Consider the following 19312-nt stretch of genomic DNA (forward strand, 5'->3'; position numbering starts at 1 on the left):
CGTCGTGATCCCCGCCGGAACCCCCGCCGTCCCGTCCTATGCGTCCGGGATCTCGGACACCCCGCTGCTCGGCGACACCATCGGGGACAACCTCGACCGCACGGCCGCCCGGGTCCCGGACAACGACGCGCTCGTCGAGGTGCAGACCGGGCGCCGCTGGACCTACCGCGAGCTGCGGGCCGCCGTCGACGACCTGGCCACCGGGCTGCTCGCGACCGGGCTCACCGTGGGGGACCGGCTCGGGATCTGGTCGCCGAACACCGCGGAGTGGACGCTGACCCAGTTCGCGACGGCCAAGATCGGCGTCGTCCTGGTCAACATCAACCCGTCCTACCGGACCCACGAGCTGGAGTTCGTGCTCAAGCAGGCCGGGATCTCGACGTTGGTGTCGGCGTCGTCGTTCAAGACCTCCGACTACGAGAAGATGATCGCCGAGGTCCGGCCGAACTGCCCCGACCTGGAGCAGGTCGTGATCACCGGATCGCCCGAGTGGGACGCGCTGGCCGCGGGCGACGCCTCCCGCCGCGACGAGCTGGCGCAGGTCCAGGCGTCGCTGACGGCCGACGACCCGATCAACATCCAGTACACGTCCGGGACGACCGGGTTCCCGAAGGGCGCGACGCTGTCGCACCACAACATCCTCAACAACGGCTACTACGTCGGCCGGACCTGCGGCTACACCGAGGCCGACCGGGTCTGCATCCCGGTGCCCTTCTACCACTGCTTCGGCATGGTCATGGGCAACCTCGCCTGCTCCACCAGCGGCGCGACGATGGTCGTCCCGGCGCAGGGCTTCGACCCGAAGGCGACCCTGCACGCCGTGCAGCAGGAGCGCTGCACTTCGCTCTACGGGGTGCCGACGATGTTCATCGCCGAGCTCAACGACCCGGACTTCGGTTCCTACGACCTGTCCACCCTGCGCACCGGGATCATGGCCGGCTCGCCGTGCCCGGTCGAGGTGATGAAGCAGGTCGTCGACCGGATGGGCATGACCGAGGTGACCATCGCCTACGGCATGACCGAGACCAGCCCGGTGTCGACCCAGACCCGCGCCGACGACACCCTCGAACGGCGGGTGTCCACGGTCGGGCGGGTGCACCCGCACCTGGAGGTCAAGGTCGTCGACCCGGAGACGGGCCGGACGCTGCCCCGTGGCGAGCCCGGCGAGCTGTGCACCCGCGGCTACTCGGTGATGCTGGGCTACTGGGAGCAGCCGGAGAAGACCGCCGAGGTCATCGACCGCGCCCGCTGGATGCACACCGGCGACCTCGCCGTGATGGACGACGAGGGCTACCTCAACATCACCGGCCGGATCAAGGACATGGTCATCCGCGGCGGGGAGAACGTGTACCCGCGCGAGATCGAGGAGTTCCTCTACACCCACCCCGACGTCGTCGACGCCCAGGTCATCGGGGTCCCCGACGAGCGCTACGGCGAGGAGCTCTGCGCCTGGGTGGTGCTGCGCGAGGGCGCGGCGACCATGACCGCCGACACGCTGCGCGAGTTCGCCACCGGGAAGCTGGCGCACTACAAGATCCCGCGCTACGTGCTCGTCGTCGACGAGTTCCCGATGACGGTCACCGGCAAGGTCCGCAAGGTCGAGATGCGCGAGAAGTCGGTCGGGCTGCTGGACCTGGAGGGTGCGGCGAACGTCCGAAACGCCTGACCCCGGACGGGTTCCCAGGCGTACCATCGGTGACGGCGCGTCCGGGGAGCCCGGGCGCGTTTGTCGTGCACGCAGCAACACAGCAAGCAGGAATCGAGGACGACGGTGCCCACCGGCAGGGTGAAGTGGTACGACGCGGAGAAGGGCTTCGGGTTCCTCTCCCAGGACGGCGGTGAGGACGTCTACGTGCGCAAGGCGGCGCTGCCGTCCGGCGTGGAGGCGCTCAAGTCCGGCCAGCGGGTCGAGTTCGGGATGGCCGAGGGCCGCCGCGGTCCGCAGGCGCTGTCCGTGCGCATCGTCGAGAAGCAGGCGTCCGCGGTGGAGAACACCCGCCGCCCGGCCGAGGAGCTGCACGGCCTCATCGAGGACATGATGGGGCTGCTGGAGAACAAGATCCAGCCGGCGCTGCGGCACGGGCGCTACCCCGACCGCAAGACCTGCAAGCTGGCCGCCGAGGCCGTGCGGGCCGTGGCCCGCGACCTGGACGGCTGACCCACCCGCCCCGCCGGGCCGCAGCGGGGCGGGGCGGGGCGGAATGGTCGCCGGGGCGGGCGGCGTTGGGGCGGGTGTGCGCCTGTCGATGTTGGACCGCTCGCGGACGCGGGCCGGGGAGCCCGACGCCGCCGCGGTCCGCGGGACGGTGTCGCGCGCGGTGCGCGCCGAGCAGCTCGGCTACCACCGGTTCTGGGTGGCCGAGCACCACGCCGTGCCCGGGATCGCGTCGGGCAGCCCGCCGGTCCTGATGGCCGCGGTGGGCGCGGCGACGTCGCGGATCCGGGTCGGCTCGGGCGGGCTCATGCTGCCCAACCACCAGCCGCTCGTCGTCGCGGAGCAGGTCGCGTTGCTGGAGGCGCTGCACCCCGGGCGGATCGACCTGGGGATCGGGCGCTCGCCCGGGTTCACCGAGCCGGTGCGCCGTGCCCTGCGTGCCGGGGCCGCGGACGACGCCGCGTTCCGCGCCGCCCTCGACGAGCTGCGCGCCTACCTCGACGGCAGCGGCCCGGTCACCGCCCGGCCGCGGCTGGAGCACGCCGTGCCGCTGTTCCTGCTCGCGACCGGGGCGGGCCTGGCCCTGGCCGGTGACCTGGGGCTGCCCGTCGTCGTCGGCGGCCCGGTGCTCGACGACCCGGCGACGCTGGCGGACTACCGCGAGCGGGCCGGGGACGCGGCGCACCTCGTGGTGTCCGTCGACGTGCTCGTCGGGGACCCGCAGCTGGCGCTGTCCGAGGCGTGGGCGCACGCCGCGGCCCGCACCACCGGCGAGTTCCCGCCGCTGGAACCGCCGGACCCGAGGCGGGTGACCACCCGGCGCCAGCGGGAGACCGTGGACCGGGCGCTGGCCCGCTCCGTCGTCGGCGACGAGGACACGGTCGCCGAGCGCCTCGACGACCTCGTGACCCGCACCGGCGCCGACGAGCTGCTGGTGTTCTCCTCGACCCACGACCGCGACGCGCAGGCCGACTCCGACGCCGCGTTGGCCCGGCTGCTCGGCGCGGGCCGCTGAGACCCGGCTCGCTACGGCTCGGACCCGGGGCGGTGCCGCTGGGACCGGGGACGGTGCCGCTGGGACCGGGGACGGTGCCGCTGGGACCGGGGACGGTGCCGCTGGGACCGGGGTCCGTGCCGCTGGGACCGGGGTCCGTGCCCGCTCAGCCCTGCTCGCCGACCAGGACCCACGTCGCGCGGACCGGGAACTGGATGTCGGTGCTCTCCGGGTCGATCGACGGCGGCGCCCCGAACACCTGCACCTGCGCGGTGACGAGCCGGTCGCCCGGCTCGGGCAGGGACAGCGTGAAGTCGGTGCGGGTGCCCGGCGCGGCGATCGCGCTGCGCTGCTGGACCGGGGTCGGGTCGGTACCGCGGGTGAACGCGTAGGCGACCTGCCAGGGCGCGGAGGAGACCTCCTCGGGCACCGTGATGCGGACCTCCGTCCCGGGCGGGACCGGCGCGGTCACCCGGGCGTTCGGGGCGTCCTGGCAGTTCTGCAGGCTGGTGTCGCAGAACTGGGTGGGTGCGGCGACCAGCGCGGTGCCGCCGACGTCGAACGTCACCGTCGGGGCCGCGCCACCGCACCCGGCGAGGACGAGGGCGGCCGCGGCCAGGGTCCCGGCCAGCACACCGGCGGACCGGCGGGGGCGCGGTCGGGGGCGGGTGATCACGCCGACCAGCGTACGGACCGGGGCCCGGCGGGCGGGCCCGGCCCTCAGCGGGCGACGGCGGCCGGGCGCGGCCCCAGCCCCGGCACCAGCGAGGTGCCGCGGCGCACCAGGGCGGCCTGCAGCGCGAACACCGCCACCACCCCGGTCACGATCACGAACCCGGTGCGGAACGTGTCGTGCGGGGCGAGCACCCCGATCGCGCCGCCCAGCACCCAGGCCAGCTGCAGCACGGTCTCCGACCGCCCGAACGCCGACGCCCGCGCGTGCTCGGGCAGGTCGCGCTGCACCACCGCGTCGAGGCAGACCTTCGCCAGCGCGCTCGCCGTGGACGCGACCAGCGCCGCGACCACCGCCGTCGGCACGCCCGGCAGCAGCGCCACCGCCGCCGCGGCCAGCACCGCCGCCGCGGCCGCGGCCAGCACCACCGGCTCGACCCGGGAGAAGCGGCTGCGCGCGCCCACCGCGTTGCCGACGAACAGCCCGACGCCGGCGGCCGCACCGACCATCCCGATCACCACCAGCTGGCCGGCGGGGTCGCCGTCGGGTGACCGTTCGGCCCCGGCCTTCACCACGAAGGCGACGAACAGCGTGAGGAACCCGGTCAGCACCCGCACCGTGCTCGTGCCCCACAGCGCGACGAGCACTGCCCGGGTGGCGGGGACGCGGGAGCGGCGCGAGCCCGGGCGGGCGGCGGGCACCGCGGCGGTCACCTCGCCCGCGGTCGATTCGACCCACCGGGGGATCCGCAGGCAGAGCACCGCGCCGGCGACCCCGAGCAGCGCCGTCCACCACAGCGGCCCGGCCCCACCCGCGACCAGCGCAGCCCCGCCGGCGACGGCCCCGGCGACCCCGCCCGCGGCCATCCCGAACGTGGTGAGCCGGGAGTTCGTCGTCGCCAGGGTGATCGTCGAGGGCAGCACCCGCGGGGTCACGGCCGCCTTGAGCACCAGGAACGACTTGGACAGCACCATGATCCCCAGCGCGGCCGGGTAGAGCAGCCAGTCGTCGAGGTGGAACACCAGCACCACCGCGAGCACCGCGCGCCCGGCGCAGGACACCGCCATCGCGATTCGCCTGCCCCGCTGCAACCGGTCCAGCGCGGGACCGATCACCGGCGCCACCAGCGCGAACGGTGCGACGGTGATCGCCAGGTAGAGCGCGACGTTCGCGGTGGACTCCGCCGTCGCCGCCGCGAAGAACAGCGTGTTCGCCAGCGCGACGGCGACCGCCGCGTCGAGTGCGTAGGTCAGCATCGTGGCGTAGGTGAGCGCCGTCAGCCCGGACCGGTCGGCGCCGTCGGCGGTCGCGGCGCGCCGGAACAGTGCGACCGCGCGCCCGCCCAGCTCGCGGGTGCGGTGCACGGCGACCCGGGTGACCGTCGGCCTGCGGGGGACGGAGGCCGGGCCGGGGCGGGGCAGCTCGTCGGTGGCGGCACCGGCGGGGCGCCCGCGGCGCAGCGCCGGGTCCGAGGCGATCGGGGTCGTGGCCGGAGCCCTGACCGGGGTGGTGCGCGGGTCCCGGCCACGTCTCGACGCGGCCGCCCGGCGGCGGCTGCGGAACGGGATCGGTGCCACCCGGTCATTGTGCAGGCGGGTACCGCCGGTTCCGGCGATCCCGGCGGGTGGTGTCACCCGGCCGGCGCAGCGTGCGTCAGGCCGGGGGCACCGGGAGCCGCACCCGGAACGTCGTCGGCCACAGCTTGCCGGTGAGCAGGTACTCGTCGCCGTCGACGTGGGCGATGCCGTTGAGCACGTCGGAACCGGCCCGCTGCCCGGCCGGCAGCAGCCCGGTCGCGTCGACGACGGCGTCGACGACCCCGGTCGCCGGGTCGATCCGCACGATGTCGTCGGTCTGCCAGACGTTGGCCCACACCCGGTCCCCGACGCACTCCAGCTCGTTGAGCCGGGTCACCGGGACGCCGTCCAGCGTGACGGCCACCGAGCCGGTCGCCGCCAGGTCGGCCGGATCGTGGAAGAACAGGCGGTCACTGCCGTCCGAGCGCACCACCCGGTCGCCGAGCAGGCACAGCCCCCAGCCCTCGCCGTCGACGGGCACCTCGCGCAGCGGCCGCAGCGTCGCGCGGTCCCACTCGACCGCCACCCCGTCCTGCCAGGTCAGCTGCCAGATCCGGTCCCCGACGACGGTGATGCCCTCCCCGAAGTAGGCCGGCGGCAGCGGGCTGGCCGCCCGCACCGCACCCGTCGCCGGGTCCAGCGCGCGCAGCTGTGAGCGCCCCACCCGGCCGGTCCCCTCGTAGAGCGTGCCGTCGCGCAGCTCCAGGCCCTGGGTGAACGCCTGCGGGTCGTGCGGGATCTCGGCCAGGACCTGCGGCCGGACCACCGGTACCGGGCCCGGGGCGGGCAGTCCGGGCGCCGGGGCGGCGGCACCGCAGGCCACCAGGGCCAGCACGAGGGCCGGCAGGAGGGGGAGCAGGCCCGTCGCGGACGGGCGGGGGAGCAGCGCTCGGGCGGGCACCCGCCCAGGATGCCCGGGCGCGGGTGGCACACTGGTGAGGTGAGCACTGGTGAGGTGGGTGTCGAGGTCGGCGACTGCGGTGACGAGCGGGCGGAGACGCCGCAGCCCAGGGTGACTCCCGCGCCGTCGCACCTGTTCGACGCGGTGGACGAGGCGCGGGCCGCGGCCGTCGAGGAGGCAGCCGACGAGCTGGGAGCCGCCGCGGCCGTGGCCGCCGTCGGCGCGCACCTGGGCACGACCGTCGAGGACGACGGCTCGGTCACCCACTCCTTCGCCGCGCACCTGCCCGGCTACCGCGGCTGGCGCTGGGCGGTCACCGTCGCCGCCGCGGCCGACGACGGCCCGGTGACGGTCTCGGAGTCGGTGCTGCTGCCCGGCTCGACCGCGCTCGTCGCCCCCGACTGGGTGCCGTGGGACCAGCGCGTGCGTCCCGGCGACCTCAAGCCCGGCGACCTGCTGCCCACCCCGGCCGACGACCCGCGCCTGGTGCCGGGCTACGTCGACTCCGGGGACCCGGCCGTCGACGCGCTCGCCCGCGAGGTCGGGCTCGGCCGCGAACGGGTGCTGTCCTACGAGGGCCGCATCGCCGCCGCCGAACGCTGGCAGGACGGGGAGCGCGGCCCGGCCGCCGACCTCGCCCGGTCCGCGCCGGCGTCCTGCGGGACCTGCGGGTTCCTGGTGCCGCTCGCCGGGTCGCTGCACGGGGTGTTCGGGGTCTGCGCGAACGGCTCCTCCCCGGCCGACGCCCAGGTCGTCGCCGTCGAGTTCGGCTGTGGCGCGCACTCCTCGGTCACCGAGCCGTCCGGCTCCCCGGTCCACGTCTCGGCGCTGGTCTACGCCGACGGCGTCGACCTCGAGCCGGTCGGGTCCTGAGCCCCACCGGCGTCGCGGACGGCACCGACCCGTTCGGCACGGCGGCGCTGCGGGACGGGGTCCTGACGGCCTGGTCGTCGTCGCCGACCCGGTTCCGGGAGGACGTCAACGCCGAGGACGACCTGCGCCGCGGTGGCTACGCCGACACCTGGGTCGCCGAGCTGCTCCAGAACGCCGCCGACGCCGCGCTCGCCGCGGACCTGCCCGGCCGGGTCCGGGCGGTCGTGGTGGACGGTGAGCTGCGCGTCGCCAACACCGGGGCCCCGCTCGACGGCGCCGGGGTCGCCGCGCTCGCCGCGCTGCGGGCCTCGGCCAAGCGGGACACCGCAGGCGCCACCGGCCGCTTCGGCGTCGGGTTCGCCGCGGTCCTCGCCGTCTGCACCGCGCCGCGCCTGGTGACCGCCGCGGGCGGCGTCGCGTTCTCCGCCGCCCGGACCGCGGTCGAGGTGGCCGCACTGGGCGGCGAGGCGGCCGCCGAGCTGGCCCGCGACGCCCGGGTGCCGGTGCTGCGGCTGGCCTGGCCCGCGCCGGAGGAGGAGCCGCCGCCGCCCGGGTTCGCCACCGAGGTCCGGCTGCGTCCGGTACCCGGCATCGACCCGCACGACCTGCTCGACGAGCTCGCCCGTACCGCCGGTGACCTGCTGCTGGCGCTCCCGGGGCTGGAGTCGGTGACCGCGGGCCCGGTGACCGTCGCCCGCACCGACCTCGGCGACGGCCGGGTGCGGGTCGGGGACACCGGGTACCTGCTGGTGACCGGGGACGCGGGCGTCCGCTGGGCGCTGCGATTGCGCGGCGACCGGCCCGCCCCGTACGGACCCGACGACGGCGAGGTCCTGCACGCACCCACCCGCAGCGCCGAGCAGCTGTCGCTGCCCGCCCGGCTGATCGCGCCGTTCCCGCTCGACCCGGACCGCCGCCGGATCCGTGCCGACGACCCGGCCGTCGACGTGCTGGTGGACGCCGCGGCGGCCGCCTACGCCGACCTCGTCCGGCGGGTCGACCCCGCCGACCGCGCCGGGCTGGTGCCGGAGCCGGGCTTCCCGCGCTCGCCGCTCGACGGCCGACTCCGCGACGCCCTCCTCGCCACCCTCACCCACACCCCGTGGCTCCCCGCCGCCGCATCCCCCACCGGCACCGCACCGGCGGCGGCGGCGGAGGACGCAGAGGACGGCACGGAGGACGACGCGGGACTGCTCGCGCCGAATCGGGCGGAGTGGCTCGACGTACCCGCCGACGGGCTGCCCGAGCTGCTCGCCGCGTGCGACCCGGCGTTCTCCCGGCTCGTCGCGTCCGGGTTCGTCCCGCCCACCGCGCTCGGCGTGGACCGGGTCGGCGCGGCCGCGCTGGCCGAGCGGCTGACCGGCGTCGAGGCGGCTCCCGGCTGGTGGCGGGAGCTGTACGCGGCCCTCGCCCCGGCCGTCGACACCGTCCCGGGGCTGGCGGCCGAGCTGGGCGCGCTGCCCGTCCCACTCGTCGACGGTCGTCTGGTGCCCGGGCCCGCCTCGGTGCTGCTCCCCGACGGCGACGCCCCGGCCGCCGTGACGGCGCTCCCCGAGCTGCGGATCGCCCACCCCGACGCCGTCCATCCGCTGCTGCGCCGTCTCGGTGCCGCCGACGCCGACCGCGACACCCTGCTCGACGCCCCCGCCCTGCACGCGGCCGTCGAGCGGTCCGTCGACGACGCCGAGGCCGGCCTGGACACCACCGCGGCGGCCCGTGCCGTCCTCGCCCTGCTCGACACCCCCGCCGCCGCGCCGGACCCGCGGTTCGGGTCCCTGGCGCTCACCGACGACGACGGCCGCCCCGCCCGCGCCGACGAGCTCGTCCTGCCCGACGCCGCCGTCCGGGACCTGCTCGACCCGGACGCCCCGGTCGGCGTGCTGGGGCCGGAGTGGGCCGACGTGTCCCGCGACGCCCTGGTCGCCGCGGGCGTGCTGGACCGGTTCACGGTCGTCCCGTTCGACCCCGACGTGCTGCACGACGCCGAGCACTACCCCGACGACGGTGACACCCCGCCCGCCGTGCGCGACCTCGACCTCGTCGCCGACGACCGCTGGCCCGCGGCGCTGGCCCTGCTCGCCGCCGACCGCGACACCCGGGCGGCGCTGCTCACCGGCTACACCGCCTGGTGGCTGTCGCGCCACGTCCGCCTCGACGGCCGGCTGCCCAGCACGTGGCGGCTGCGCTCGGCGACCGGTCTGGCCGGGCTCTACGACGAGGTCGCGGCCCTGCCCGGCGTCGACGACGCGGTGCTCGCCGCGGTCGGGGTCCGGGACCGGGTCGTCGTCGACGGGCCGGACGAGGTCGTCGAACTGCTCGACCGGCTGGCCGACCCGGCCCGCACGGTGAGCGGGGAGGTCGCCGCGGCCGCCTACGCCGCGCTCGCCGCGGCCGTCGCCGACGGGCGGGTGGACCTCGACGACGTCGACCCGCCGGACCGGGTCCGCACGGCGACCGGGCAGGTCGCGCCGACCGATCGCGCCGTCGTCCTCGACGCGCCGTGGGTGCTGCCCGCGCTGGACGCGGTGCCCGCGGTCCCCGGCGGGCCCGATCCGGCCGCGCTCGCGGAGCTGCTCGACGCGCCGCTGGCCTCGGACCGGGTCGCCGGGACGGCCCGCGGCACCGGCACCCTCGGCCCGTGGACGGCCGACCCCGAGGTCGCCGCGGTACTGGCCGCGCTGGGGGAACCCGCGCCCCCGGGGCGGCTGCACCGGCACGAGGAGCTGGTCGTCGACCTCGACGACGGCGGGACGGTGACCGTCCCGGCGTGGCCCGGCCGCGGCGACGACTGGCACGCCGCCGACCCGCTGCGGGCGCTGGTGGCTGCGCTGGCGCTCCGGCGCCGTGTCAGGATGCTCGGGTGAGTGAACGACTGCCCCGACGTGTCGCGGTGCTGTCGGTGCACACCTCCCCGACCGAGCAGCCCGGCACCGGCGACGCCGGCGGGATGAACGTCTACGTCGCACAGACGGCGATCCGGATGGCCCGCCGCGGCGTCGAGGCGGAGATCTTCACCCGCGCCACGTCGTCGGAGCAGCCGTCGACGGTCGAGCTGGAGCCGGGCGCGACGGTCCGGTTCGTCGCCGCGGGCCCCTTCGAGGGGCTCGGCAAGGACGACCTGCCGAGCCAGCTGTGCGCCTTCACCGCCGGGGTGCTGCGGGCCGAGGCCCGGCACGACCCGGGCTGGTACGACGTCGTGCACTCCCACTACTGGCTGTCCGGCCAGGTCGGGTGGCTGGCCCGGGACCGCTGGGGGGTGCCGCTGGTGCACTCCGCGCACACCCTGGCCAAGGTCAAGAACGCCGCGCTCGCCGCCGGGGACACCCCCGAGCCGCGGGTCCGGGTGATCGGCGAGGACCAGGTCGTCGCGGAGGCGGACCGGCTGGTGGCGAACACCGAGATCGAGTCCAAGCAGCTGCTCGACCTCTACGACGCCGACCCCCACCGCACCGTCACCATCCCGCCGGGGGTGGACACCGACCGCTTCCGGCCCGGCGACCGGGCCGCGGCCCGCGCCGAGCTGGGGCTCCCGGCCGAGGCCGTGGTGCTGGCGTTCGTCGGGCGCATCCAGCGCCTGAAGGCCCCCGACGTGCTGCTGCGCGCCGCCGCCGAGCTGGTCGCGCGGGTACCGGGGCTGCGTGAACGCCTCGTCGTGCTCGTCGCGGGCGGGCCGTCGGGGTCGGGGCTGGCCGAGCCGACCTCGCTGCACGAGCTGGCCGCCGAGCTGGGGATCACCGATCTGGTCCGGTTCCTGCCGCCGCGGGCCGGCGACGAGCTGGTGACGGTCTACCGGGCGGCCGACGTCGTCGCCGTCCCGAGCCACAACGAGTCGTTCGGGCTGGTCGCGCTGGAGGCCCAGGCCTGCGGGACGCCGGTGGTGGCCACCCGGGTGGGCGGGCTGCCGGTCGCCGTCGCCGAGGGCCGGTCCGGGCTGCTCGTCACCGGGCACGACATCTCCGACTGGGCCGACGCGCTGGGCGAGCTCGCGCTCGACCCGGGCCGTCGCGAGCAGATGGGGCGGACCGCGGCGACGCACGCGCACCGCTTCTCCTGGGACCGGACGACCGACGCCCTGCTGGGCGCCTACGACGAGGCCCGCACCGAGTTCGCGGCGCGGCGACGGGGGGACGCATGAGCGAGCTGGAGCAGCGGATCGGGGCCGCGCTCGCCGACTCCGGGGCCGAGTACGTCCACCGTGGACCCGGGCAGTGGCTGGTCACCCTCCCCGGCGAGGCCAGGCTCCAGACCCAGACCTGGCTGATCCTGCGCGAACAGACCCTCGCGGTGCAGGCGTTCGTGTGCCGCAGGCCCGACGAGAACCACGAGGGCGTCTACCGGTTCATGCTGCTGCGCAACGCCAAGCTCTACGGCGTGCACTACTGCCTGGACCGGGTCGGGGACATCCACCTCGTCGGGCGGCTGGCGCGGCACGCCGTCACCGCGGACGAGCTCGACCGCGTCCTCGGATCGGTGCTGGAGGCCGCCGACGGCGACTTCAACACCTTCCTGGAGCTGGGCTTCGCCTCCTCCATCCGCCGCGAGTACGCCTGGCGTACCGAACACGGCGAGTCCACGGCGAACCTCACGGCGTTCGAGCACCTGTTCGACGACTGACCCTCACGGGCGGTCCGCCGCCCGCGGCGGGCCGGCCGGCAGCGACACCCTGGCCCGATCGTTGATGCCCACGAGCAGCACGGTGGTGTCATCGGTCAGGGCGGTCCAGCGGTGGTCCACACCGGCGGAGCAGTACAACGCGGCGCCCGCGGCGAGCTCGAACTCCTCGTCGCCGGCCCAGACCCGCGCGGTCCCGCGCACGACGTAGAGCAGCTCGTCGTGCGGGTGGCGGAAGGAGTCCCCGGCGCGGCCCGTGCTGCCGGTGAACTCCAGCGCGTGCAGGTGCCGATCCCCGCGGACGAGGGTGCGGACCCGGCCCGCCCCGTCGGCGTTGGCGTTGTCCTCCGGGGCGACGACGTCGACCCGGCCCGCCTCCTCCGCGGCCGAGAGCAGCGCGACGGCGGTGGTGTCCAGGGCCGCGGCCAGTGCCTGCAGCGACCGCATGCTGGGCGCGGCCCTGCCGTTCTCCACCTGGGACAGGAAGGGGACGGACAGGCCGCTGGCCGCGGCCACGTCGGCGAGGGTGGCGCGGCGCTCCCGGCGCAGCGCGCGGACGACGGCGCCCACCTGAGGCCCTGACATGTCACACACCTTTCACACACGGGCCTGGTCTCCCGGCCCGGACTGGCTCAAACTTTTGATGTCAAAAGTTTGATCCCTGTGGGAGGTTCTCATGGACCAGTGGACGCTGGCACGGCGGCGCACCGGACTGATCGGGCACGATCCGGAGCACGCGTTCCCCGGGTACACCCTGTACACGCCGCTGGCGGCGGGTGGCGCGGAGACCGGCCTGGTGCGGCTGGTGGACATGGCGGGCACCGTCGTTCACGAGTGGCGGCCACCGTGGCGGGCGGGCAGACACGCGCGGATCCTCCCGAACGGGAACCTGGCGTACAACGGTGTGCATCCCGACGGCCCGGAGCTCTTCCCGTTCTGGGAGAAGTACCGCGGCGGGGTGATGGCCGAGCTCGCCCCCGACGGCACCGTCGTGCGCGAGCACCGCGACCCGCTCGCCCACCACGACGCGCACCACCTCGTCGACGGCCGCGTGCTCTACACGGTGCTGGAGGAGCTCGGGCCGGCCGCCTCGGAGGCGGTCCGCGGGGGCGTCCCCGGCACCGAGCACGCGGGCGCGGTGTACGCCGACGTGATCACCGAGGTCGACGCCGACGGGACCGAGACGTGGCGCTGGCACGCCGCCGAGCACCTCGACCCCGACGAGTACCCGCTCGGGGCGCACTACCCGCGCGAGCACTGGCCCCTGGTCAACAGCGTCGTGCCGATGGCCGACGGCACCGTGCTCGCCAGCCTGCGGTCGGTCTCCGCGGTGATCGTGATCGACCGGGCCAGCGGGAAGGTCCTGCGCCGGTCGGCGCCCGGCACGGTGTCCCAGCAGCACCACGCCCAGGAGCTCCCGGACGGCAACATCCTGGTCTTCGACAACGGCGTGTTCCGGCCGGGGGAGAGCGTCCCCTTCAGCAGGGTGGTCGAGCTGGACCCCGACCTGCACGAGGTCGTGTGGAGCTGGCGGGACCCGCAGCCCGAGGCGTTCTTCACCCCGTTCATGGGAGCCGTCCAGCGGCTGCCGGGCGGCAACACCCTGATCACCGAGTCCGGGTTCGGCAGGCTGTTCGAGGTGACCGGGGAGGGCAGGGTCTGCTGGGAGTACGTGCTGCCCGAGATCGGCACCTACGCCGACGAACGGGTCCGGCGGAACTTCCCCGGGCCGTCGAACGCGTTGTTCCGGGCCTACCGGTACGCCCCCGACGAGCTGCCCTGGCTGGACCGGTGAGCGCGCCGACGGTCGACCCGACCGGGCAGCGGGTGCCGCTGCGGGTGCTGGCGCCGCTGTCCGTGCAGCACCTGCTGGTGATGGTGGCCGGGCCGGTCTCGTCGGCCTTCCTGCTGTCCGCCGCGCTGGAGCTCGACGCCGCCGCCGGGGCCCGCCTGCTCGCCGCGCTGCTGCTGGTGTCGGGGATCGGCACGGCACTGCAGTCCATCGGTCCGTTCGGGATCGGGGCCCGGCTGCCCTTCGTGATGCTGCCCGGTGGGGCGGCGGTGGCCCTGTTCGCGCAGATCGCGCGGGAAGCGGGACCGGCCGCGGCGAGTGGCGCGGTCGTGGTCACCGGGCTGGCCGTCGTCGTGCTGGCGCCGGTGTTCACCCGGCTCATGCGGTTCTTCCCGCCGGTGGTGCTCGGGACGATGATCATCGTCGTCGGCGTCAACCTGGTGAAGATCAACGCTGGGCTCGTGTCGGACACCCCGGCGGGACCGTCGCCGTGGGCGCTCGCGCTGGTCGCGGTCACGGTGGGCACGATCGTCGTCGCCCATCGGGTCCTGCCCGGTGGCCTGAGCCGGCTCGCGGTCCTGCTCGGCATCGTCGCCGGGGCCGTGGTGGCCGCGGTCGCGGGGCGGATCACCCCGCCGGCGCCCGGTCCGCTGCTGGCGCTGCCCGAGCCCTTCCCGTTCGGCGCGCCCGAGCTCCTGCTGCCCGCGATGGTGCCGCTGCTGTTGTTCTCGATCGGCGCGATGGCCGAGGCGGCCGGGCAGACGGTGCTCACCGCCGAGGCGGTGGACCGGCCGGTGGGTCGGCACGACGTCACCCGGACCGTGCGGGGCGACGGGGTCACCTCGGTGCTCGCCGGGCTCCTCGGGGGACCGCTGATGGTCACCAGCGGCGAGAACATCGGCATCGTCCGGCTGTCGCGGGTGCGCAGCCGGTACGTCACCGTCGGCACGGCCGTGCTGCTCGTGGTGCTGTCGGTGTGTGCCCCGGTCGCCCGCTGGGTCGCGGCCGTGCCGAGCGCGGTGGTCGGCGCCGCGGGTGTGGTGGTCTTCGCGATGGTCGCCGCGCTCGGCGTCGGCATGGTCGCCCGGAGCGGGCTCGGCGACGACCGGGCGCTGATGACGGCGACGCTCGCCCTGGCGGCCGGGCTGCTGCCGGTCCTGATGCCGACGGTCTACCAGGCGCTCCCGGTCACACTGCGGCTCGTCCTGGGCAGCGGCGTGACGATGGCCGCGCTGGTCGGGGCCCTGGCCCACCAACTGCTGCGTCGCACGGAGCCACAGCCGGAGACGCGGCCGGAGGCGCAGGCGGAGCCACGGACGGAGCCACGACCGGAGGGGTGAGCGGCGGGGTCACCCGGCCCGACGGGGCCCCGCACGGCACCTCGCCACCGGCCTTCCGGTCCGGCAGCGGTCCCGGCCCGTTCCGCGGGACCGGACCTCCCCGGCCGGTCCCGCGGTGCCGTCCTGGCACGGCCGCCCCTCATGGGCGATGATCGGCGTCGCCTCTGCTCCGTAGGACCTCGCGAAGGAGCGACCCTTGTCGTTGCGCAGCCCGTACCCGGACGTCGAGATCCCCGACGTCTCGCTCACCGAGTTCTTGTTCGCCGACGGCTTCGGCGACCGGGCGGATGCGCCGGCGATCGTCGACGGCACCACCGGCGACCAGCTGACCTACACCGAGTTCCACGGTCTGGTCGAGAAGATCGCCGGTGGGCTCGCCGCCCGCGGCATCGGGAAGGGCGACGTCGTCGCGCTGTTCGCGCCCAACCTGCCGCAGTGGGCGGCACTGTTCCACGGCATCCTGCGTGCCAACGGGATCGTGACCAGCGCGAACTCGATGTACACCGGCGGCGAGCTGGCCCACCAGCTCAAGGACTCGGGCGCGAAGATGGTCATCACCGTCTCGCCGTTCCTCGACCGCGCCGTGGTGGGGGCGAAGGAGGCCGGGCTGTCCGAGGACGTCGTCCTCACCATCGACGCCACCGAGGGCCACGACTCGCTGCGCGACCTCGTGAGCTCCGGCGCCCCGGCGCCCGAGCTGACGACCTCCGCGACCGACACCGCCGTGCTGCCCTACTCGTCCGGCACCACCGGTCTGGCCAAGGGCGTGGTGCTGACCCACCGCAACCTGGTGGCGAACCTGCTCCAGATCCAGGTCATGGGCAACGTGACCAGCGAGACCAAGATCATGGCGTTCCTGCCGTTCTTCCACATCTACGGCATGACCGTGATGATGCACCAGGGGCTGCACGCGCGCGCCACCGTCGTCACCATGCCGAAGTTCGACCTCGAGCAGTTCCTGACCATCACCCAGGACCTGCAGGTCGACCGGCTCTACATCGCCCCGCCGGTCGCCGTCGCGCTGGCCAAGCACCCGATCGTCGAGAAGTTCGACCTGTCCTGCGTGAAGACGATCTTCTCCGGTGCCGCCCCGCTGGACGGCGAGCTCGGCCGCGCCGTCGCCAAGCGGCTGAACTGCACCGTGCTGCAGGGCTACGGCATGACCGAGCTGTCCCCGGTCAGCCACTGCATGCCCGACGACCGCGGCGACCTCGACCTGAACTCGTCCGGTTTCGCGCTGCCGAACATCGAGTGCAAGCTGGTCGACCCGGAGTCCGGCAAGGAGGTCGGTGTCGGCGAGCGCGGCGAGCTGTGGGTGAAGGGCCCGAACGTGATGGTCGGGTACCTCAACAACGACTCCGCGACCGACGCCACCAAGGACGCCGACGGCTACCTGCACACCGGCGACATCGCCGTCGTCGACGACGAGGGCGTCTACTCGATCGTCGACCGGGTCAAGGAGCTCATCAAGTACAAGGGCTACCAGGTGCCGCCCGCCGAGCTGGAGGCGCTGCTGCTGACCCACGACAAGATCGCCGACACCGCGGTCATCGGGGTCAAGGACGCCGACGGCGAGGAGGTCCCGAAGGCGTTCGTGGTGAAGCAGTCCTCGGGTGGGGACCTGACCGAGGACGAGGTCATGACCTTCGTCGCGGAGAGGGTCGCGCCGCACAAGAAGGTGCGCGTGGTCGAGTTCATCGACCAGATCCCGAAGTCGGCCGCGGGGAAGATCCTGCGGAAGGACCTGCGGGCTCGGGAGACCGAGCAGGCCTGACCCTTCTGGACTGCCGGGACGGCGTCGTGACCTGCGGGGACGGCGCCGTCCCGTCGTCTGTGGGGGCATGCCGGGCGGTCCGGGGGGTGTCCAGAACGGTGCAGTCCGGTGTGGACGGACGAAACCGCTGGCCGTTCCGCCGCTCGCGCTCCACACTCTCACGGTGGCCACGCACACCGCGGACGAGTTTCTGGGGCTCACGCCACGTGAGGCGCGGGCGTGGGCAGGGGCGCTCGGGTGGGCGTTCCGCGACGTCACCCGGGACGCGTGGCGGGAGGACGACTTCCGGTTCGACCGCATCAACGTCGTCTTCGGCACGAGCGGGTTCGTCGTCTGGGCCGACATCGAGTAGCGCTTCACCGATCCGGCGCTCCCGAGATCCGGTTGTTGTACGTGTCCTGCTGATCGGCGAGCATCGACGGTATGACCGACAGCGACGCAACGACCGCTCGGTTGACCGCCCGCTCCTGGTCCGTCATCGACGCCATGATGGACAATGTCGGTCACTCCGCCAGATTCGACGAGGACACCCAGCTCGAAGATGCCGCCCTCGCTGTTCGTCAGGCCGGTTGGGACCAGGTTCCCTGGATCGACGGTGAGTGGCCCCCGATGGACCAGGCTCTGGAGATCAGGATGTCGCCTGGCCTGTGGCGTCTCGTGGTCGAGCGCCTGAGATATTCGCTGGCTCGACCTGTCGACGACGAATGCGAGGCGTTGGAGCGAGCCGCACTTGTCGAGGTCGAGCGACAGGTGGACTCGACCGACCAGGCGCGTCAGATCCAGCTGGCGACGCAGCGGTTGGAGGTCCTCGATGCCGTCGCGCTGGCCCAGAACCGGTACGCGGAGGTCTCGGAGGCGATCGCGGCGTCCGCGGACAAGTACGAGGCGCGAGCGGCGGTAGGGCGGCTGCTGGGTGTCCGTGAGGACATTGCCGGCGCGGTCACGGACCTGATCTGGTTCCGTCTCACCGCGGCTGACCGGCGTCAGGTTCGGGAGGATCGCGACGAGATCGTCGCCGAGCTGCGGGCGGCGGGCGTCGAACCCACGTGGGCGAGCCGCCCGTGACGGGGTTCACGGAACAGGTACGGGATGCTCGCCGCCGCACTAGGGGGCGACTTCGATGTGAAGGCCCGTGTTCGTTCTGATCGTCCGCACCGCCTGTTCGATGGGGCCGACGAGGAAGTCTCGAAAGTCCTGCAGCGCGACGTCGCCTTTCGGCGCGTCAGATCGTGAAGGCAGCAACACGTTGAGCATCCAGCGGATCGTTGCCAGCACCTCGAAGTAGCTGAAGCTCTCCAGCGGGTTCCCGCTCTGTCGGACGTAGTCGTTCTTGACGAAGGTGCTGATGTCGTCGTGTCCACTTCGCGCGAGCAGGCTGCATGTCCACGCCACGTCGAATCGAGGATCCCCGACGCCCCAGTTCCAGTCGACGACCCACAGATCTCGATCGGGGCCGACGAGTACGTTCCAGGGGTGGTAGTCGCGATGTTGGATCACATCGGTCGCCGGGTGAACCGAGTTCCTGTTCTCCTGTATCCACTCCGCGACTCCGGCCATGCCTGGGGCGTGCAGTCCTTCGCAGTCGCGTCGGATCTCGGAGATCTCCTGGCCGAGAGAGTCGAGCGGGTCGACCTCCGGAGCCGGCCCGCGCAGCGTCGATGGCTGGATCCGATGCAGTGCCACGAGTGTGCGTACGAACTCGCCGAGAAGTCGCGTCCTCTGGCTGCCGGGTGTCTCCTGCAGGGTGCTCCACAGCGACTCACCGGGGATGTGGTCCATCGCGACAACCGGACAGGCGAAGGCGGTCATATCCGGTTCAACGAAGTACGGCGGGGGGACCGCACAGCGCTCTCGGTGCAGGCAGACGAGCGCATTCCATTCGTGCCTCGCGTGTTCGGCTCCCGCTTCGGTGGCGCCGTAGGTCTTGAGCGTCATCGCTTTCGCGGATGTCGGGTCATCTGCCTGCGCTGCCACGAACCGGTACACGTTGCCGGCTCGTCCCTGATCGGCAAGTGGCTCCAGCGGGCCGACCACGGTCATGCCCCGCTCCTGCATGTATCGGACCAGCTGCTTCGATAGCTGCCCCTGGCTCACCTGTGGCCACCCTCGTGATCGGCATTGCGCGCGGTGTCGAAAGCCTAGGACGCCGCCGCCGTGCTCGACATGGGTCGAGTCGCCGGGCATGGCCCGCCGCCGCTCTGGACAGGCAAGTTGCTACTTGCCTATAGTTCCGGACGTGGGTGACATCTACCGGGCTCTCGCCGATCCCACTCGGCGCGCGCTGCTCGATGCGCTCACGGCGACCGATGGACAGACGTTGTTCGCGCTCTGTGGCGCGCTACTCGAACGAGGCTTCTCTCCGACCCGGCAGGCCGTCTCCCAGCATCTCGCAGTTCTGGAGGACGCCGGACTGGTCACCGTCCGACGGCAGGGCCGCTACAAGTTCCACGACATCGATACCCGCCCGCTGCGTGAGATAGCGCAGCGTTGGCCAGAGCCTCCAGGAGCGACGTGATGGCGAAGGTGTCCTACTGCAATGAGGCTTATTCAGGCCCCGTGAAATAACGATCTAGCCCGGCGTGTCGGGTTGGGCGACAGCCCGTCCATCGCGAATATTGGTTT

General features: G+C 74.0%; 18 protein-coding genes. 13 read left to right on the plus strand and 5 right to left on the minus strand.

The genetic code is table 11. From position 1 onward, the window contains the following. Nucleotides 1-4: 4 nt before the first annotated feature. From KPL59_RS20920 to KPL59_RS20930, 3 genes are all read left to right on the plus strand, one after another. On the plus strand, nt 5-1666 hold the full coding sequence (locus KPL59_RS20920) for an AMP-binding protein (protein WP_226362118.1): 1662 nt from the start codon (nt 5-7) through the stop codon (nt 1664-1666). A gap of 105 nt (nt 1667-1771) precedes the next feature. After that, complete coding sequence (locus KPL59_RS20925) at nt 1772-2158, plus strand: cold-shock protein (protein ID WP_043281879.1); 387 nt, start codon at nt 1772-1774, stop codon at nt 2156-2158. A gap of 88 nt (nt 2159-2246) precedes the next feature. After that, entirely contained in the window at nt 2247-3170 is a 924-nt protein-coding gene (locus KPL59_RS20930) for an MsnO8 family LLM class oxidoreductase (protein WP_255677228.1), read from the plus strand. A gap of 145 nt (nt 3171-3315) precedes the next feature. On the opposite strand, the gene KPL59_RS20935 is transcribed toward KPL59_RS20930, so the two are convergent. The 3 genes from KPL59_RS20935 to KPL59_RS20945 all read right to left on the minus strand — a co-directional run bounded on the left by KPL59_RS20935 (nt 3316) and on the right by KPL59_RS20945 (nt 6300). Then, the gene (locus tag KPL59_RS20935; protein ID WP_060710416.1) at nt 3316-3825 is read right to left on the minus strand and encodes a DUF2771 family protein; all 510 of its coding nucleotides are present in this window, start codon (nt 3823-3825) and stop codon (nt 3316-3318) included. A 44-nt stretch (nt 3826-3869) separates the two neighbouring features. Beyond that, on the minus strand, nt 3870-5399 hold the full coding sequence (locus KPL59_RS20940; protein ID WP_226358065.1) for an MFS transporter: 1530 nt from the start codon (nt 5397-5399) through the stop codon (nt 3870-3872). 76 nt (nt 5400-5475) lie between these two features. Continuing rightward, nucleotides 5476-6300 carry a glutaminyl-peptide cyclotransferase gene (locus KPL59_RS20945; RefSeq protein WP_226361747.1) on the minus strand — a complete coding sequence of 275 codons (825 nt, stop codon included), beginning with the start codon at nt 6298-6300 and terminating at the stop codon, nt 5476-5478. A gap of 39 nt (nt 6301-6339) precedes the next feature. Here KPL59_RS20945 and KPL59_RS20950 point away from each other — a divergent pair, with 39 nt between their 5' ends. The 4 genes from KPL59_RS20950 (at nt 6340) to KPL59_RS20965 (ending at nt 11787) form a co-directional block, all read left to right on the plus strand. After that, nucleotides 6340-7173, plus strand: coding sequence for a DUF3027 domain-containing protein (locus tag KPL59_RS20950; RefSeq protein ID WP_308187926.1), 834 nt, complete (start codon nt 6340-6342; stop codon nt 7171-7173). A gap of 62 nt (nt 7174-7235) precedes the next feature. Then, on the plus strand, nt 7236-10037 hold the full coding sequence (locus tag KPL59_RS20955) for a sacsin N-terminal ATP-binding-like domain-containing protein (protein ID WP_374111662.1): 2802 nt from the start codon (nt 7236-7238) through the stop codon (nt 10035-10037). Continuing rightward, the gene (mshA, locus tag KPL59_RS20960; RefSeq protein ID WP_226361749.1) at nt 10034-11308 is read left to right on the plus strand and encodes a D-inositol-3-phosphate glycosyltransferase; all 1275 of its coding nucleotides are present in this window, start codon (nt 10034-10036) and stop codon (nt 11306-11308) included. The genes KPL59_RS20955 and mshA overlap by 4 nt, the downstream gene beginning before the upstream one ends. After that, complete coding sequence (locus KPL59_RS20965) at nt 11305-11787, plus strand: YbjN domain-containing protein (protein ID WP_020625459.1); 483 nt, start codon at nt 11305-11307, stop codon at nt 11785-11787. The genes mshA and KPL59_RS20965 overlap by 4 nt, the downstream gene beginning before the upstream one ends. A 3-nt stretch (nt 11788-11790) precedes the next feature. On the opposite strand, the gene KPL59_RS20970 is transcribed toward KPL59_RS20965, so the two are convergent. Next, on the minus strand, nt 11791-12369 hold the full coding sequence (locus KPL59_RS20970; RefSeq protein ID WP_226361750.1) for a helix-turn-helix domain-containing protein: 579 nt from the start codon (nt 12367-12369) through the stop codon (nt 11791-11793). A gap of 91 nt (nt 12370-12460) precedes the next feature. On the opposite strand from KPL59_RS20970, the gene KPL59_RS20975 reads away from it, so the two are divergent. From KPL59_RS20975 to KPL59_RS20995, 5 genes are all read left to right on the plus strand, one after another. After that, a complete protein-coding gene (locus KPL59_RS20975) occupies nt 12461-13579 on the plus strand; it encodes an aryl-sulfate sulfotransferase (protein ID WP_226361751.1) in 1119 nt (372 codons plus the stop codon). Then, complete coding sequence (locus KPL59_RS20980; RefSeq protein WP_226361752.1) at nt 13576-14916, plus strand: uracil-xanthine permease family protein; 1341 nt, start codon at nt 13576-13578, stop codon at nt 14914-14916. The genes KPL59_RS20975 and KPL59_RS20980 overlap by 4 nt, the downstream gene beginning before the upstream one ends. Before the next feature lie 196 nt (nt 14917-15112). Beyond that, on the plus strand, nt 15113-16690 hold the full coding sequence (locus tag KPL59_RS20985) for an AMP-binding protein (protein WP_226361753.1): 1578 nt from the start codon (nt 15113-15115) through the stop codon (nt 16688-16690). A gap of 163 nt (nt 16691-16853) precedes the next feature. After that, the gene (locus KPL59_RS20990) at nt 16854-17042 is read left to right on the plus strand and encodes a hypothetical protein (protein WP_226358056.1); all 189 of its coding nucleotides are present in this window, start codon (nt 16854-16856) and stop codon (nt 17040-17042) included. Nucleotides 17043-17113: 71 nt separating this feature from the next. After that, on the plus strand, nt 17114-17755 hold the full coding sequence (locus KPL59_RS20995) for a hypothetical protein (protein ID WP_226358055.1): 642 nt from the start codon (nt 17114-17116) through the stop codon (nt 17753-17755). A 39-nt stretch (nt 17756-17794) separates the two neighbouring features. On the opposite strand, the gene KPL59_RS21000 is transcribed toward KPL59_RS20995, so the two are convergent. Continuing rightward, nucleotides 17795-18730 carry a phosphotransferase family protein gene (locus KPL59_RS21000; protein ID WP_226361754.1) on the minus strand — a complete coding sequence of 312 codons (936 nt, stop codon included), beginning with the start codon at nt 18728-18730 and terminating at the stop codon, nt 17795-17797. Between the two features lie 196 nt (nt 18731-18926). Between KPL59_RS21000 and KPL59_RS21005 the strand changes: the two genes are divergently transcribed. Beyond that, on the plus strand, nt 18927-19205 hold the full coding sequence (locus KPL59_RS21005; RefSeq protein ID WP_020621658.1) for a metalloregulator ArsR/SmtB family transcription factor: 279 nt from the start codon (nt 18927-18929) through the stop codon (nt 19203-19205). The last annotated feature ends 107 nt before the right edge of the window (nt 19206-19312 follow it).

Origin of the sequence: Pseudonocardia sp. ICBG1142 (assembly GCF_020496255.1) — a bacterium.
Classification (GTDB): domain Bacteria; phylum Actinomycetota; class Actinomycetes; order Mycobacteriales; family Pseudonocardiaceae; genus Pseudonocardia.

Excerpts from the sequence above, each read along its gene's own strand:
- KPL59_RS20975 (WP_226361751.1), top strand. The coding sequence starts at position 12,461 with ATGGACCAGTGGACGCTGGCACGGCGGCGCACCGGACTGATCGGGCAC.
- KPL59_RS20965 (WP_020625459.1), top strand. The coding sequence starts at position 11,305 with ATGAGCGAGCTGGAGCAGCGGATCGGGGCCGCGCTCGCCGACTCCGGG.
- KPL59_RS20970 (WP_226361750.1), bottom strand. The coding sequence starts at position 12,369 with ATGTCAGGGCCTCAGGTGGGCGCCGTCGTCCGCGCGCTGCGCCGGGAG.
- KPL59_RS20995 (WP_226358055.1), top strand. The coding sequence starts at position 17,114 with ATGACCGACAGCGACGCAACGACCGCTCGGTTGACCGCCCGCTCCTGG.
- KPL59_RS21000 (WP_226361754.1), bottom strand. The coding sequence starts at position 18,730 with ATGACCGTGGTCGGCCCGCTGGAGCCACTTGCCGATCAGGGACGAGCC.
- KPL59_RS20930 (WP_255677228.1), top strand. The coding sequence starts at position 2,247 with ATGTTGGACCGCTCGCGGACGCGGGCCGGGGAGCCCGACGCCGCCGCG.